Here is a 14,379-nt window from a genome sequence, read left to right as displayed (position 1 = left end):
ACAGAACAGCCCGGTCGCAGAAATCGGAAGTCATCGCACTGACCGGCCGAGCTCGACTCCCCCGCTGTTCAGCACGTCGTCGGTCAGGCTGTCGATCCATTCGGTGACGGTGCGGGCGTAGACGGCCGGGGCGTGGCCGTGCATCGAGTGGGGCATGTCCGGGAAGGCCTTTCGGGTGAAGGAGTTCCCGGTCTCCTCGACCAGCTGCCCGATCCGCCGGACCTGCAGGTCGGTGACGGCTCCGAGCACGTTGCCGGTGTCGGGGTCCACGTGGTGGAAGTGGTGGGTGAACAGGACCGGCACCTTGACCTGGCGCAGCATCGACGCGTGGTCGCAGTTGAGCGTGGCCCGCCCGGAGACGAACGCGTCTCCCCATTCCGGGTCGTACTCCCGCAGGTCCTGCGGCGGCTCCCCCGGTGCACCCTCGGCGCCCGCCGGGGCCATCCGCGCCAGCGCGGCCGTCATCCAGGCGGGCAGCTCCTCCGCCATCGCCCGCCGCATCCCGGCGAAGTCGCCGATGCTCCACTGTGGACCGAGCCACCGGTGCCACAGCCGGAAGAGCGGACCGACGCCCTGCCGGATCGAGTGACCGACCTCGGGTTCGGTCTGGGACGCGAACAGCGGCGCGTCCTCCAGGACCGCGGCGCGGATCTGGCCGGGCGCCGCGAACGCGGCCAGCCACGCCGCGACCACGCCACCGGACGACAGCCCGCAGACCACGGCCGGCCGCTGGACGACCCGGTCGAGGAAGCGGACGAGGTCACCCCCGAAGAGGTCCACGCTGTAGCGGCCCGGCGTCCAGGTCGACCGGCCCTGACCGCGCAGGTCCACGGCGTAGACCCGGAAGCGGTCCGACAGCAGCGCCATCGCGGCCTCGTAGCCCCACCAGGACTCCGTCTGCGCCGGGACGAGCAGCAGCGGTGGCAACCCGGGATCGCCCGCCACGGCGTAGTTCATCCGGATCTCCCCGAGATCCACCACCTGTTCCGGACAGGCGTGCGGCACGAAGATCTCCGCGTGGTCCGCCGCCTCCAGGTACCTGGTCGAGCCGGCACCGGCCGGCGTTGGACCGGTCGGGCCGGGAAGGGTGTCGGTGGTCATGTGCGTGCTCCGGTTCTCGGTGAGGTGATCGCCTCACCACCCCACCCCGTTCTCCCCCACCGGAGAAGGACACGCGCAGCCACTGACTGGCAGGTCCTGGTTGAGCATCCGGCGAGGGCAGAGGATGGCAGCCATGAGCCACGCGTTCGACCGTTCGTCCCTCGGCGACTTCCTGCGCACCCGGCGGGAAGCGCTGCAGCCGGAGGACGTCGGGCTGCGCCGCGGGCCTCGCCGCCGCGCCCGCGGGTTGCGCAGGGAGGAGGTCGCGGACCTGTGCGCCATGTCCGCGGACTACTTCGCCCGGCTCGAACGCGGCGACGGGCCGCAGCCGTCCGAACCGATGATCGCGGCCATCGCCCGCGGGCTCAGGCTGACCCCGGACGAACGCGACCACCTGTTCCTGCTGGCCGGCTACCGCACGACGCGCCACGACCTGCGCTCCCAGCACGTGAGTCCCGGGCTGATGCGCGTCATGGACGGCCTCGCCGACGCGACCGCCCAGGTCATGGGACCGCTGGGCGAGACGCTGCTGCAGACCCCCGCCGCCGTGGCGCTGCTGGGCGACCAGACGTGCCACACCGGCAACGCCCGCTACGCGCCCTACCGGTGGTTCACCGGCCAAGCCGACCGCGAGCGCTACCACCCCGACGGCCACGCCGAGAACAGCCGGGTCAACGTCGCGCTGCTGCGCCAGGCCGCGACCAGGAACGGCCCCGGCTCCCCCGCGGCCGCCCTGGCCGGCCTTCTGCGCCGCACCAGCGACGAGTTCGCCCGCCTGTGGGACCTGCACGAGGTCGGCCTGCGCTGGAGCGACACCAAGCGGTTCGCCCACCCCGAGCTCGGCCGGCTCGACCTCCACTGCCAGCTCCTGGTCGAACCGGACCACGGCCAGTCCCTCCTCGTCTTCACCGCCACCCCCGGTTCGGAGAGCCACGAGAAGCTGGCCCTGCTCGCGGTGCTGGGCCACGAGCAGTTCACGAGTCACTGACCGCCGGACACCCCGGGTTTCACGGCCGACCGGCGGGCGTGCCGGGCGAGGACCTCGTCCAGGCGGGAGCCGACGTCCCGGCAGTTCGCGCGGACGACGTCGAGGAACGCGGCGAGCACGGGCGAGGCGTCGTCGGCCCGGAACGACAGCTGCAGGTCCGGCAGGCGGAAGTGCGGCGTGACGTCGCAGAACCAGACGTCCTCGCGGGTGATCAGCCGCATGCGGGCGGGGCCGAGGCCGACTCCGACGTGGCAGGCGGCGAGACCGATGATCGTGTGCACGTCCCGTGACGTGGTGGCCGCCGCCAGCGCGGCGGCGTCGGACGCGAACACGGCACGCAGGTGGGCGGCCACCGCCGGTTCCTGGTCGGGAGCGGAGATGATCAGCTGCTCGGTGGCGAGCTGCTCGAAGGTGACCTCGGCCTGCCCCGCGAACGGGTGGGAGCGGGCCACGACCGCGATGAGGTGATCGGCCCCGATCGGCACGGTGACGAGACGTTCCGCACCGGCGCCACGCGGGTTGCCGCGGCCGACGGCGACGTCCAGCTCGCCCGCGACGAGTGCGGCCGCCGCCTCCGGACTGCTCATCTCGCGCAGGTCCAGCCGCACCTCCGGCCTGCTCCCGCGGAACCGGCCCAGCACGCCGGGCAACGGGTCGAGCAGGGCCGAGCCGATGAACCCCATCCGCAGCAGCCCGGTCTCGCCCCGTGCGGCGCGGCCGGCGTCGACCGACGCCGCGGTGATCTCGTCCAGTGCCCGTCGCGCCCGTTCGAGGAAGGCCGTGCCCGCCGCGGTCGGGAACACCCCTCGTGGCGTGCGGTCGAACAACCGCTGGCCGACTTCCCGTTCGACGGCGGCGATCTGCGCGGACAGCGGCGGCTGCGCGATGCCCAACGAGGCGGCCGCGCGGCCGAAGTGCTGCTGTTCGGCCAGGGCGATGGCGTACCGGAGATGACGGGCTTCCACCCCGCGCATCATACGTAGAAAGTATTGCGGCGGTGCACTTCAGATATGGGAGTGGATGACGGCGCCGGGAGCGGATGAGCTGGGACCTGATCCGCAGCCGCTCCGAAAGGCAGTCATGAACGACACCACCGTCATCGTGTTCGTGCACGGCGCTTGGCACTCGTCCCTCCACTGGGCCGCGACCTCGCGTGCGCTCACGGCTCGGGGACTGTCCTGTGTCGCCGTCGACCTCCCCGGCCACGGCACGACGGCACCGCTGCCCTCCGGCTACCTGGAACCGGGGCAACCCGGCCTGGCCACCGAACGGTCCGCGCTCGCCGGCCTGACCACCGACGCGCTCGTCGGCGCCCTGCTCGCCGACCTCGCCGAGGTCCGCCGCCGGTTCGACCACGTGGTGCTCGTCGCGCACAGCGCGGGTGGCGGCCCCGCCTCGGCCGCCGTGGAACGGCATCCGGAGCTGGTCGACCACCTCGTCTACCTGTCGGCCTTCGTGCCCGCCGGCCGGCCGCGCTTCGGGGACTACGTGACCGACCCCGTGAACGCCGGTGCCGTGCAGGTGCCGCGAGCCGGTGACCCCGAGGCCATCGGCGCGTTCCGCATCAACCCGCTCTCCGCCGACCCCGCCGAGGTCGAGCTGATCCGGCAGTCGTTCCTCGGCGACTGGCCGGCGGACCGCCCAGGCTGGCGGCTCACCCTGCACCCCGACGAACCCCTGGCGTCGCTGGCCGGCGAGTTCACCGTCACCGCCGGCCGGTGGGGACGGGTCGCACGCAGCTACGTCCGGCTGACCGACGACCTGGCGCTGCCCACGGCGACCCAGGACCTGATGATCGACGAAGCCGACCGCGAGACCCCGGACACCCCGTTCGCGGTGCACTCCCTGCCCGGCGGGCACTCGCCGTTCCTGACCCGGCCCGGCGAGCTCGCCGACCTGGTCGCCCGGATCGCGCAGCAGCGGTGAGGCCCGCCGCGCTGGCCGTGCTGCTGTCGGGGACGTTCGTCCAGCTGATGAGCGTCACCGTCATGCAGCTGGCGGTCCCCCGCATCCGCCACGACCTCGACGCCGGGCCGGGCGCGGGCCAGCTCGCGCTCGCCGGGTACACGCTGACCTACGCCTGCGCGCTGATCACCGCGGCCCGGCTCGGTGACCGGTACGGCTACCGGCGGCTGTTCGTGCTCGGCACCGCCGTGTTCACCCTCGCGTCGCTGGCCGCGGCCCTCGCGCCGGGAGCGGACGCGCTCGTGCTGGCCCGGCTGGTGCAGGGCGCCGGCAGCGGGGTGGTGGCACCGCAGATCCTGTCGCTGATCCAGACCGCGGTACCCGCCGGCCACCGGGCTCGGGTGCTCGGCCGGTACGGCGCCACGATGGCCGTCGCGTCGCTCGCCGGTCCGTTGTGCTGCGGCGTCCTGCTGCACTTCGACCCGTTCGGAGCCGGCTGGCGGGTGGCGTTGGCTCTGCCGGTGCCGGTGGGGATCGCCGCGCTGGCGCTGTTCCGGGTGCTGCCGGACGGGCGTGGAGCCGGTGCGGCGACCAGGGTGGACCCGGTCGGGTCCGCGTTGTCCCTGGTGGGCCTGGCCTTGCTGGTGCTGCCGCTGACGCTCGGCCAGGACGCGGGCTGGCCGGCGTGGACGTGGTGCAGCCTGGCGCTCTCCTCGGGACTGCTGGCCGCCTTCGCCTTCTCGCAGAAACGCGTGCCGCACCCCCTGGTGCATCCGGAAGCGCTGTCCGCGGCCACCACGCGGTGGGGCATCGGAGCGGTGCTGCTGTTCAACGCGGGGATCCCGTCGTTGAGCCTGCTGCTGTCCCTGCACCTGCAAGGCGCCCTGCACCGCGATCCGCTCGTGACGGCGTTGACCGTCGCGCCGTACGCGGTCGGAGGCCTGCTGGGCAGCGGGATGGCCGAAGCCGCGGCACGTCGTCTCGGCGTGGTGGCCCTGGCCGCCGCGTCCGGGAGCCTCGCCGTGGTCTCGCTGCTGGTCGTTCCCGCACTCGAAGCCCCGGCACCGGTCTTGTGGGCGGTGCTCGCCGCGGGCGGCTTCGCCTTCGGCCTCTTCACCGCGTCGGCGTTCTCCCTGGTGCTGCGCCAGGTGCCGCCGCACGCGGCGAGCTCGGTGTCGGGTCTGCTGCCGACGGCGCAGCAACTCGGCGGCACACTCGGCGTGGCGGTGGCCGGAATGGTCTACACCGCGGGAGCCATGGGGTCGGCGATGGTCTACGAGGCCGTCGTGTTCCTGCTCGCGGCCGCGGCCACGGCGCGCCTGCGCAGGACACCTCAGCGCGTCGGGCCGGGCCGTGGACCGCGGCGCAACCCGTCACCACTTAGCTGAGGCGAAGGACGAGCTTCCCGGACCACTCACGTCCTGTGCCTGGACGGCGGCCACTCCTGAGCGCGGCGCACGAAACCCGTGTGGACAGTGACCCTGGTATCACGGCGCTGAGACCGCAGGACTACTGCAACGGGGGTCTGCGGGTGGATGGGCGACCAGATCCGCGCCGTTAGCGTCGGACCCATGACCGATGTCCTGTCCGAGCCCGCCGCGGCGGATCGGTTGCGCCCCAGCCGATTACGCGTCGCCTCCGCTTGGCTCGCAACGACCGCAGGGGCGTTCATCGTCGTCCTGCTGTATCTCGTCGTGTTGCTCGTGATCGCGCAATTGACGGAGAACTCGGCACTCTCCTACGTTGTCGCCGCGCTGGCCGCACTCGTAGGTGCAGCGGTCTTGGCACGCGGGTCCGCGCGAATCCGGGGCACCCGCAGCCGGTTGAGCCGAGGCGTGTGTCTCGCGGTACCGCTGCTGCTGGCAGCGGGGGTGTCGTGGGCGTGGTTCGGGGCGCCCGCAACCCACACGCCGATGCCCGGCTCGCCGGCCGTCCAGTACTGGGATCTGCCGACGGGGTCGCGGATCGCCTACGTCCGCACCGCCGGCGCGGTCTCGCACGCCGAACCCGTGCTGCTCGTCCACGGTGGTCCGGGAGCCCCGAGCACCACGAGCGAGGAGTTCGCCCGGCGCCTCGCGACCGCCGGGTTCGCCGTGTACACCTACCAGCAGGTCGGTTCCGGCCAGTCGAGCCGGCTCGACCCGGACGAGTACACACTCGCACGCCACGTCGCCGACCTCGATGCCATCCGGCAGGAGCTGGCGGCTCCGAAGGTGGTGCTGATCGGCTCGTCCTGGGGTGGCCAGCTCACCGCGCACTACATGGCCGCACATCCCGGCAACGTCGCGAAAGCCGTCGTCGCGAGTCCCGGAGCGATGTCCGACGACTCCGTCGACGACGGCAGCCTCACACCCAGCGGCGCCGACGACCAGACCGACCAGTTCACCCAGCACCCCCGCTTCGCGGCGACGTACTTCCTGGCTCACGCCGGTGGACTGCGCGCAGCACGGACGTTGACGCCCGCCGACACCGCGGACGGGCTGTACCAGCAGTTCGCACGCAGCCTCGACATGAGTTCCGGCTGCCCCGACGCCGCCAAGAGCGAACGGCCCGCGGACGCCACCGCCGGGTACGGCCTCTGGGCCAACATCGCCACCGTCGCGTCGGCGTCGAAGGCACCCGACCCCAGGCCGACGCTGCGCCACGACAACACTCCCGTGCTGGTGCTGCGGGCGCAATGCGACTACCTCCGCTGGGAGGTCACCCGCGACTACCGCGACACCTTCCCCAGCGCCACGTTGCTGCCGATCGACGCCGCCGGCCACACCGTGCTCGCCGACAAGCCCGCCGAAACCGGTGCGGCCGTTGCCGCTTTCCTCACCGGAGGAGCTCTGCCGACCACGCCGTACACCCCGGCGGAAGCGCCCTGGCCACGGTGAAAGCGACGGGGCTCAACGCTGGCCGGCCAGCTGCGCGGCGTTCGTCCTGGTTTCCTCGTTCATCGGGAAGAAGCACTCGATCCGCAGCTCTTGGAGCGTCACGTCCTGCGGAGTTCCCAGGGTCGTCACGGTGGAGAAGTAGTCGAACCGCCGCCCGGCGTGCTCGTACCGGATCGGCACGATCGGCAACGAGGACACCGTGACGTCCACGTCCCGGAGATGGGAGGGCACTCCCGGGAAGTCCAGGACCTCCGCGAGGATCCGCTGAGCCCGGTCGTCGGTCACACCGCCGATCGCCTCCCGTCTCACCCGGCGCACCAGGGCCTCGGCGACCTCCACCCAGTTGACGACGTGCCGCCGCACGCCGTCCGGGTGGAACATCCGGCGGAGGACGTTGGGCGGTCCCGGGACGTGCGGGCCCTGTTCGTCGAGGAAGGCGAAGAACCGACGGGCAGCGGTGTTGGTGTGCCGGATGTTCCAGCTGCGGTCCATCACCAGTGCGGGGAAGGGCTCCTGCTGGAGCAGGATGCCCTCCACCGCCTCGCGCACCGCGGCCAGCGCCGGAGCGTCCAAACCGGACTCCGGGTACTCCGGCGAGAAGCCGGCGCTGAGCAGCAGGGTGTTGCGCTCGCGCAACGGGACGTCGAGCACCTCCGCCAGCTTCAGCACCATGGCACGACTCGGGTTCGCACGACCTGTCTCCACGAAACTGAGGTGGCGCACCGACACGGCGGCCTCGGTGGCCAGTGCCAGCTGGCTCAACCGCCGGGCGCCGCGCCAGTGTCTCAACAACGGACCCACGTCAGGCACCGGTCGAGTTTCCCACCGTCCAGGCGTGCGGCAACACGGGCTCCTCCAGCGACGGCCGGGCGAGGTTGACGGTGTAGTTCGTCATCGCCGAGATCGCCACCCCGGTGATCACCTCGACCACCTGCTCGTCGGTGAACCCGGCGGACTTGAACGCCTCCACCCGCGCGTCGTCGACGGAGCCGCGGTTCTCGATCAGGGACCGGGTGAACGCCGACAACGCCGCCATCCTGGGGTCGGCGGGCACCTCGCCGAGCCTGATCGCCTCGACCACAGCGGGCTCGACGCCGTCCTGGAGCGCTTCCAGCGTGTGGAACGCGACCGCCCACTCACTGCGGTTGGCGACCGCGTTGGACAGCAGCAGGACCTGCCGTTCGTCCGGGCCGAACGTCCCGATGCCCCGGAAGTGGCCGAACGCGGAGAAGAAGGTGGTGATCAACGCCGGCGAGCTCGCCATCAGACCGGCCGCGGCCGGCACGAACCCGAACGCGCTTTCGAGGCCCCGCAAAGGTTCCTTCGCGGCTTCCTGTGCGGTGTCGACGGTGTGCACGCGATAACTGGTCATGGGACGCACTCTGCTGCGGCCCTGACACACAGGCAATTCCCTCGGAGGTAAAGCTCGGACCGACCTGACAGAGCCTGCTGACCGGGACTGGCAGTTCAGCAGCTGACCGATAGCATGCCGCCATGGCGAGGCACAGGATGGTGGTGGTCCTCCTGGAGGACGTTCTGCCGCTCGACTACGCGATCCCGCTGCACGTGTTCGGCAGGGAGGCCTCGGAGGCCTACGAGGTGGTCACGGTGTCCGTCGGCGGCGGCGCCGTGCGGGTGGCGGGCGGAACCTCCGTCGTCCCGGACGGTGGGCTGGAACTGCTGCGACGGGCTCGCACCGTGGTGGTGCCGGGCTACGCGGGCGCGGGCGACCGGGATCTGCCCGGCTCGCTGGTGCGCTCGCTGTCGGCCGCGCACCGGCGGGGCGTGCGGATGGTCTCCATCTGCTCAGGGGCGTTCGCGCTCGCTCGCGCCGGTGTGCTGAACGGGCTCACCGCCACCACCCACTGGTCGCTCTGCGCGGACCTCGCCCGCCAGTTCCCCGAGGTCGAGGTCGACCAGTCGGTGCTCGTGGCGGGCACCGCGTCCGTCCTGACCTCGGGAGGGGTCACCGCGGGGGTCGATCTCTGCCTGCACCTGCTGCACCTGGACCTGGGAGCGGCGGCCGCGCGGCACGTCTCCCGGCGCATCGTGATGGCGCCGCGCCCGGCGGACGGCCAGCAGCAGTTCGTGGAGACGGCCGTCGTTCCGCCCGGCGACGACGTCATCGCCCGCGCACAGCAGTGGATGCTCACCTCCCTCGGCCGGACGCTCTCGGTGAAGGACATGGCCGACGAGGTGGCCATGTCGGAACGGACCTTCCACCGCCGCTTCCGCGAGCGGGTCGGCTCGCCGCCGTTGACGTGGTTGCGCGAACAGCGCATCGCGCGGGCCAAGGAGCTGCTGGAGAACTCCGATCTGTCCGTTGAGGACATAGCTCGCCGCGTCGGTCTTGGCACCGCGACCAATCTCCGCGTGCAGTTCCGGCGTTCCACCAGCGTGTCGCCTCGTGAGCACCGACGATCGTTCACGTTCAAGAACGCCTGACCTCATGGCAGGAAGGTTTCGATAGTCGGCGGTGCTGCCACTGTCACCTGCCGACCACGTTGCCGAGACTGGATGTCGTATCCCGCTCGAAGGAGAACGACATCCATGTCCCAGCCGACTTTCGTCCTCGTCCACGGCGCCTTGACCGACGCCTCGGTGTGGCGACGAGTCTCCGTGCGCCTGCAGGACGCCGGCTACCCGGTCATCGCCCCAGCACTCCCCCTGCGCGACCTCGACTCCGACCTCGCCTACCTCCACCAGTTCCTGACCACGCTCGACGGACCACTCGTGGTCGCGGCACATTCCTACGCCGGGTCCGTCATCTCGGCTCCCGGTGCGCTCACCCCGGCTGTGCGGTCGCTCGTCTTCGTCACCGCGTTCCAGCAGGACGCCGGTGAGACGGCCGGCGGGCTCAACGGCAAGTTCCCGGGAAGCCTGCTCACGCCGGAGAACCTGGTCGTGCGGAACTATCCCGGTGGCGCCGAGGTCTACCTCCGCCCGGACGCGTTCGCCGAGGCCTACGCCGCCGACGCCGACGACCGCGACCAGAAGGCCCTCGCCGCCGCGCAGAAGCCGTTCGACCCGGCCGTCCTGGACGGGACCTTCGCGGGCACCCCCACGTGGCGCACCCTACCGTCCTGGGCCGTGGTGTCCACACAGGACAGGTCCATCCCCGCCGAGGCGCAGCGGTGGATGGCGCGTCGAGCCGGGTCCGAGATCGCCGAGGTCGACTCGTCACACGCGGTTCCGCTGGTCCACCCGGACCTGGTCGCCGGCACGATCCTCAAGTCGGCGAACTGAACCTCGGTTCTGCGAGCACGCTGTCGACGGCCCGGGGTGCGGGGAGACGGCTTCACCTGTCTCCGCGCACCCCGGGCCGTCACGGTCGTGGCCGGCTCGAACCCTTCGTCACCGTCCCGAGGCGGTGTCCACTTCCCGCTCGTCGGCCGCACCGGCCCCGGCGGGTACAGATCGGCTCTCGTCGAGCTCGGAGTGGCCTTCGCCGACCGAGGTGAGCCGGACCGTCGAGGGGGCGAACTCCCGGCGGACCCACAGCGGTCCGAGCACGAGCAGCAGCACCGCGGCGACCGGCATCATCGAGGACGCCAGCTGCTGTCCCACGTTCATGGCCATCGGCTCCGCCGGGAACTCCGGCACGCCCACCCACCAGAACACCCGCAAGGTGAACACCGCCCAGAGCAGCACCGTCACGGCGGTCAAGCCGGCCGACCGCCGTTGCCAGGCCCGCACGGCCAGCCACACCAGCAGGGGAACCACGTAGACCCAGTGGTGCTCCCAGCTCACGGGCGAGACCAGCAGCCCGGTGAGCGCCGCGGCGCAGAAGCCCAGGAAGTCGGAGCCCCGCCGGTGGACGTACCAGGCCACCGCGATCCCGAGTACCCCGACGACGGCCATCAGGACCAGCCACCAGCCGGCGAACTCCCCGGTCTGCGACACCCTGGCCACGGCCGCGGCCAGGGACTGGTTGGGGGTGCTGTACACCGCACCCGCCCGCGACGACTCGAACACCAGTCCGCCCCAGTACTCCAGGGAGTCGGCCGGGGCCACCGCGAAGCCGACCGCGACCGTGCCCGCGAACGCCAGCACCGCCGTCCGCGCCGCCTTCCACTGGCCGGTGACCAGCAGGTAGGCGATGAAGATCAGCGGCGTGATCTTCAGCCCTGCCGCGATGCCGATGCCGACGCCGCGCCACCGCCCGGCGTCGCGGCGGAAGTCCAGCAGCACCAGCAGCACCAGGAACGCGTTGATCTGGCCGAAGATCAGGTGGATGCGGGTCGGCAGCAGGCAGAACACCAGCGCGAGGCCGACGACGGTCAGCACCAGACGCATCCTCGCGGCACGGACCTCGGCGACGCCGAGGGTGATCCACACGATCGCGCCCAGCGCGGCCAGCGTCAGGGTGTTCCAGATGAGCCCGGCGGCGCCGAACGACAGGAAGGTCAGGGGAACGAAGAACACCGTGGCGGTCAGCGGCGGGTACAGGTACGGCATCGGCCCGTACAGGGGCGACATGATCACCACGTCGTACAGGGACGTGCCGTCGCGCACCGCCTGCCCGCTGGCGATGTAGACCCACAGGTCTGCCATGTAGCGCACCCCCCAGTGCGCGTCGCTGGTGTAGATGACCTGGGCGATCAGCGCCAGGACGAATGCCGTGACGGCGATCGCGGACCAGGTGAGCACCCTGGTCCTGTTGTCAGCGCGAGTGGACACGGTCGTCGACCTTCCTCGTGGGTTCGGTGGGCGGGAGCGGAGCGGGTGGGCAGGGGCCGAGCAGCAGGTCGTCGTGGGTGGCCAGCCGCACCTGCGCCCCCTCGATCCCCAGGCGGTCCAGCACGCCGAGGGCGTCGAACTCGTCACAGCCGTTGAGCAGCACGCCGACCGTCCCGCCGGCCTCGGCGACCTCGTCGGTCACCCGCAGCGCGGTCGCCGGTACGGGGACACCCGCCGGCAGCCGGACCAGGGCAGCGGTGTCGAACCGGGCACGGCGGCGCAGACCGTCGCGGCGGTTCGCGCGCATCTCGTGCTCCACCGCGGCCGTCAGCAGCCCGGCGGTGCGGTCCCACCGGAAGCCCTCCGCCCAGCCGCGGCAGATCCTGGCCAGTTCCGCGGCGTGCTGCGGCTCGGCCAGCCGGGTGAGGTGGCGGGCGATGGCGGGGGCGAGGTCATCCGGCGAGGGGACGACCTCGCCGACCCGGACGAAGTCACGTGCGCCGACGGCGTCGAGCGCCACGCACGGCACCCCGTGGGCGGCGGCCTCCAGGACGGCCTGCGCGGGCAGGTCGCCGCCTGCCGCGGAGACGAGCAGCCACGCCCGGCGCAGCGCCGCCACCCGCTCGTCGTCGGGCACCCGGCCGTGGAGGACGACCGCGTGGGCGACGTCGAAGTCGTGCGCGATGCGCCGCAGCCTGGGCAGCTCCGGCCCGTCGCCGAGGACCTCCACCTGCAGCCGCGGCTCGTGTGCCAGCACGAGCGGAAGACCCTGCAGCAGGACGTCCAGGTGACGGTCGGGCGCGGGCACGACCACGACGGGGTGGTCTGCGCGTTCACCGGTGCCAGACGCGGGCGTGGCACCGGGTGGTGCGACGAGCACGGGGCCACGCAGGCCCACACGGCACCGCAGTTCGTGACGCGCCGACGGTGACGGCACGACCGTGGTGCGGCGGTCGCGGACCCATCGCGCCAGACGGCGCCACGCCACCGGTGGCCATCCGCGCCCGGTGCCGTGCGACGACCACGCGTGCGGCCACAGCTCCAGCCGCACAACGGCTGTACGACCACGTGCGGACAGCCACGCCGTGGCCATCGCGCCGTCAGTCGCGTCCAGCACCGCGTGGAAGCGGTGTGCGTGCCGCAACGCCCACGCCGCCAGCGAGGTCGGCCGCGCGAACCGCCGCACCTGGACACCCGTGCCGACGCCGTGGGACGGCTCACCGGTCACTGCCAGCGTGACCCTTGTGCCGTCGGCGATCCAGCGCCGCACGACCTCGTGCACGTACCGCTCCCCCTCCGCCGCCGAGGGGTGCGCCGGGTCGTGGCTGGACAGCACCAGCAGGTGTCGCCGGGTGCTCACCGCGCCACCTCCGCGCGGTACAGGCGCACGAGGTCCGCGAAGGCCGCACGGCCGTCGTGCAGCGGGCGGAACGTGGACCGCTGGTCGTCGGTCCAGGCGACGGGCACCTCGGCGATGCGTCCGCCGCCCAGCCGGATGCGCCGCAGCAGCTCCACGTCGAACGCGAACCCGTCGACCCGGCAGTCGGCCAGCGCCCGCTGCACGGCCACCCGTTCGAAGAGCTTGAACCCGCACTGGGTGTCGCGCACCTCGGGCACCAGGCGGCGGGCCAGCGCGCGGAACACCGCGCCGCCGACCCTGCGGCTCAGCGGCTGCGGGATCACCAGCTCGGCTCCGGGAACGTGCCGGGACCCGATCGCCGCCGCGGCGCCCGCCTCCAGTGCCGCCACCGCGCGGGTCAGCGTCCGCACCGGCGTGGACAGGTCGGCGTCGAGGAACCCGACGAACCGGGACGTGCTGCTCTCCAGGCCGCGCCGCACGGCCGCGCCCTTGCCGGGGCGGGCACACCCGATGACCACCACGTCGGGGTGACCGGCGACGGTGGTGGCGGTGCCGTCCGTGCTGCCGTTGTCCACCACCACGACCCGCGACCGCCACGGCCGCTGCGTCAGGAACTCGGTCAGCTCGGCGAGCGTGGCGGGCAGCCGGCCCGCCTCGTTGAACGCGGGCACCACCAGCTCCAGGTCCACTGTGGACCGTGCGCGTCCGGTGCGCTGCCGCGGCAGGACCACCGAGGACGAGGTCATCACCGGTCCCCCGGCTCGGACGCGTCGGCGACCAGTGAGCCGCGCGCGGTCGTGTGCCGGGAGGCGAACAGCTTCGGGTGGTTGGCCCTGATGCCGTCGACCACCACGTCGTAGGGGACGTCGTCGAACTCGCCGTGCTCGTGGAGGAACTCCATGTGGCGACGGCCGTCCTCGTCGTACGGGTGATACATGCTGTCGGTGCGGCCGTCGAAGTCCAGTGGCTTGATCCGGTAGAGCTTGCACAGCATCTTGGTGAACACCGGGGTGGCGCGCACCCACTTGCCGTCGAGGAAGACGGTGGCCAGGGCGTGGTAGGTGAAGACGTTGCCGCCCATGAGCTCTTCCAGCTGCGGTGACGCGAGGTGGTTGCGCACGTCGCCGTAGTAGAGGCGGCTGGGGATGCCCGCGGACCGCGCGGCGGCGGCGTACACGATGGACTTGTGCACGCAGAAACCCGTGCCGCGTTTGATGGTCGAGCTCGCCTTGAGGCCGTCGCGGGACAGGTCGGCGCCGTAGACCTCGTAGTGGATGCCGTCGCGCACCGCGTAGTAGAGGGCGCAGGCCCGTTCGACGTCGGTCAGGTCCTTGCCCTCGCCGGACAGCACTCCGCGCACGAACTCGCGGACCACGTCGCTGTCGTGGTCGAGGAACTCGGTGACGGCGAGGTTCGGGTGGAGCAGGCCGGCGTTGAGCGCTTGCACAGACATCTTTCGCTCACTC

The 14,379-nt window shown here is 72.2% G+C and carries 14 protein-coding genes; 6 read left to right on the top strand and 8 right to left on the bottom strand.

Going from position 1 to position 14,379, the window contains the following annotated elements; translation table 11 throughout:
- Positions 1-30 precede the first annotated feature (30 nt).
- Positions 31-1,101 carry an alpha/beta fold hydrolase gene (locus tag ACFWV3_RS26125; protein ID WP_382414602.1) on the bottom strand — a complete coding sequence of 357 codons (1,071 nt, stop codon included), beginning with the start codon at positions 1,099-1,101 and terminating at the stop codon, positions 31-33.
- 133 nt (positions 1,102-1,234) lie between these two features.
- On the opposite strand from ACFWV3_RS26125, the gene ACFWV3_RS26120 reads away from it, so the two are divergent.
- Positions 1,235-2,089, top strand: coding sequence for a helix-turn-helix transcriptional regulator (locus tag ACFWV3_RS26120; protein ID WP_382414600.1), 855 nt, complete (start codon positions 1,235-1,237; stop codon positions 2,087-2,089).
- Here ACFWV3_RS26120 and ACFWV3_RS26115 read toward each other — a convergent pair.
- Entirely contained in the window at positions 2,083-3,054 is a 972-nt protein-coding gene (locus ACFWV3_RS26115) for a LysR family transcriptional regulator (protein WP_382414598.1), read from the bottom strand. The two genes, ACFWV3_RS26120 and ACFWV3_RS26115, sit on opposite strands and share 7 nt — an antisense overlap.
- A 115-nt stretch (positions 3,055-3,169) precedes the next feature.
- Here ACFWV3_RS26115 and ACFWV3_RS26110 point away from each other — a divergent pair, with 115 nt between their 5' ends.
- The 3 genes from ACFWV3_RS26110 (at position 3,170) to ACFWV3_RS26100 (ending at position 6,873) form a co-directional block, all read left to right on the top strand.
- On the top strand, positions 3,170-4,015 hold the full coding sequence (locus ACFWV3_RS26110) for an alpha/beta fold hydrolase (protein WP_382414596.1): 846 nt from the start codon (positions 3,170-3,172) through the stop codon (positions 4,013-4,015).
- Positions 4,012-5,382: an MFS transporter gene (locus ACFWV3_RS26105; protein ID WP_382414594.1), complete on the top strand. Its 1,371-nt coding sequence runs from the start codon at positions 4,012-4,014 to the stop codon at positions 5,380-5,382. Before ACFWV3_RS26110 ends, ACFWV3_RS26105 begins: the two co-directional genes overlap by 4 nt.
- Before the next feature lie 183 nt (positions 5,383-5,565).
- Positions 5,566-6,873, top strand: a complete 1,308-nt coding sequence (locus tag ACFWV3_RS26100; RefSeq protein ID WP_382414592.1) for an alpha/beta fold hydrolase — start codon at positions 5,566-5,568, stop codon at positions 6,871-6,873.
- 12 nt (positions 6,874-6,885) lie between these two features.
- Here the strand turns inward: ACFWV3_RS26100 and ACFWV3_RS26095 are convergent, their stop codons facing one another.
- Complete coding sequence (locus ACFWV3_RS26095) at positions 6,886-7,683, bottom strand: helix-turn-helix domain-containing protein (protein WP_382414590.1); 798 nt, start codon at positions 7,681-7,683, stop codon at positions 6,886-6,888.
- Positions 7,676-8,245, bottom strand: a complete 570-nt coding sequence (locus ACFWV3_RS26090) for a carboxymuconolactone decarboxylase family protein (protein ID WP_382414588.1) — start codon at positions 8,243-8,245, stop codon at positions 7,676-7,678. The genes ACFWV3_RS26095 and ACFWV3_RS26090 overlap by 8 nt, the downstream gene beginning before the upstream one ends.
- 122 nt (positions 8,246-8,367) lie before the next feature.
- Here ACFWV3_RS26090 and ACFWV3_RS26085 point away from each other — a divergent pair, with 122 nt between their 5' ends.
- Positions 8,368-9,318 carry a GlxA family transcriptional regulator gene (locus ACFWV3_RS26085; protein ID WP_382414586.1) on the top strand — a complete coding sequence of 317 codons (951 nt, stop codon included), beginning with the start codon at positions 8,368-8,370 and terminating at the stop codon, positions 9,316-9,318.
- A gap of 105 nt (positions 9,319-9,423) precedes the next feature.
- Positions 9,424-10,119: an alpha/beta fold hydrolase gene (locus ACFWV3_RS26080; protein WP_382414584.1), complete on the top strand. Its 696-nt coding sequence runs from the start codon at positions 9,424-9,426 to the stop codon at positions 10,117-10,119.
- 108 nt (positions 10,120-10,227) lie between these two features.
- Here the strand turns inward: ACFWV3_RS26080 and ACFWV3_RS26075 are convergent, their stop codons facing one another.
- The 4 genes from ACFWV3_RS26075 to ACFWV3_RS26060 are packed head-to-tail and all read right to left on the bottom strand — an operon-like array spanning position 10,228 to position 14,366.
- Positions 10,228-11,553, bottom strand: coding sequence for a glycosyltransferase 87 family protein (locus ACFWV3_RS26075; RefSeq protein WP_382414582.1), 1,326 nt, complete (start codon positions 11,551-11,553; stop codon positions 10,228-10,230).
- Positions 11,537-12,913 (bottom strand): glycosyltransferase family 4 protein, encoded by a 1,377-nt coding sequence (locus ACFWV3_RS26070; RefSeq protein WP_382414580.1) that lies wholly within the window; start codon positions 12,911-12,913, stop codon positions 11,537-11,539. Before ACFWV3_RS26070 ends, ACFWV3_RS26075 begins: the two co-directional genes overlap by 17 nt.
- The gene (locus ACFWV3_RS26065) at positions 12,910-13,659 is read right to left on the bottom strand and encodes a glycosyltransferase (protein ID WP_382414578.1); all 750 of its coding nucleotides are present in this window, start codon (positions 13,657-13,659) and stop codon (positions 12,910-12,912) included. The genes ACFWV3_RS26070 and ACFWV3_RS26065 overlap by 4 nt, the downstream gene beginning before the upstream one ends.
- Positions 13,659-14,366 carry a transglutaminase family protein gene (locus tag ACFWV3_RS26060; protein ID WP_382414576.1) on the bottom strand — a complete coding sequence of 236 codons (708 nt, stop codon included), beginning with the start codon at positions 14,364-14,366 and terminating at the stop codon, positions 13,659-13,661. The genes ACFWV3_RS26065 and ACFWV3_RS26060 overlap by 1 nt, the downstream gene beginning before the upstream one ends.
- Positions 14,367-14,379: the final 13 nt, after the last annotated feature.

The organism is Lentzea sp. NPDC059081 (genome assembly GCF_042738015.1).
Lineage (GTDB): Bacteria > Actinomycetota > Actinomycetes > Mycobacteriales > Pseudonocardiaceae > Lentzea.
Note: the sequence above shows the minus strand (reverse complement) of the source record. Positions and strands in the feature narration are given on the sequence as shown.

What these genes read in the sequence shown, in the direction of transcription:
- ACFWV3_RS26125 (WP_382414602.1), bottom strand. Translation starts at nt 1,101, where the DNA reads ATGACCACCGACACCCTTCCCGGCCCGACCGGTCCAACGCCGGCCGGT.
- ACFWV3_RS26120 (WP_382414600.1), top strand. Translation starts at nt 1,235, where the DNA reads ATGAGCCACGCGTTCGACCGTTCGTCCCTCGGCGACTTCCTGCGCACC.
- ACFWV3_RS26110 (WP_382414596.1), top strand. Translation starts at nt 3,170, where the DNA reads ATGAACGACACCACCGTCATCGTGTTCGTGCACGGCGCTTGGCACTCG.
- ACFWV3_RS26100 (WP_382414592.1), top strand. Translation starts at nt 5,566, where the DNA reads ATGACCGATGTCCTGTCCGAGCCCGCCGCGGCGGATCGGTTGCGCCCC.
- ACFWV3_RS26090 (WP_382414588.1), bottom strand. Translation starts at nt 8,245, where the DNA reads ATGACCAGTTATCGCGTGCACACCGTCGACACCGCACAGGAAGCCGCG.
- ACFWV3_RS26085 (WP_382414586.1), top strand. Translation starts at nt 8,368, where the DNA reads ATGGCGAGGCACAGGATGGTGGTGGTCCTCCTGGAGGACGTTCTGCCG.
- ACFWV3_RS26080 (WP_382414584.1), top strand. Translation starts at nt 9,424, where the DNA reads ATGTCCCAGCCGACTTTCGTCCTCGTCCACGGCGCCTTGACCGACGCC.
- ACFWV3_RS26065 (WP_382414578.1), bottom strand. Translation starts at nt 13,659, where the DNA reads ATGACCTCGTCCTCGGTGGTCCTGCCGCGGCAGCGCACCGGACGCGCA.
- ACFWV3_RS26060 (WP_382414576.1), bottom strand. Translation starts at nt 14,366, where the DNA reads ATGTCTGTGCAAGCGCTCAACGCCGGCCTGCTCCACCCGAACCTCGCC.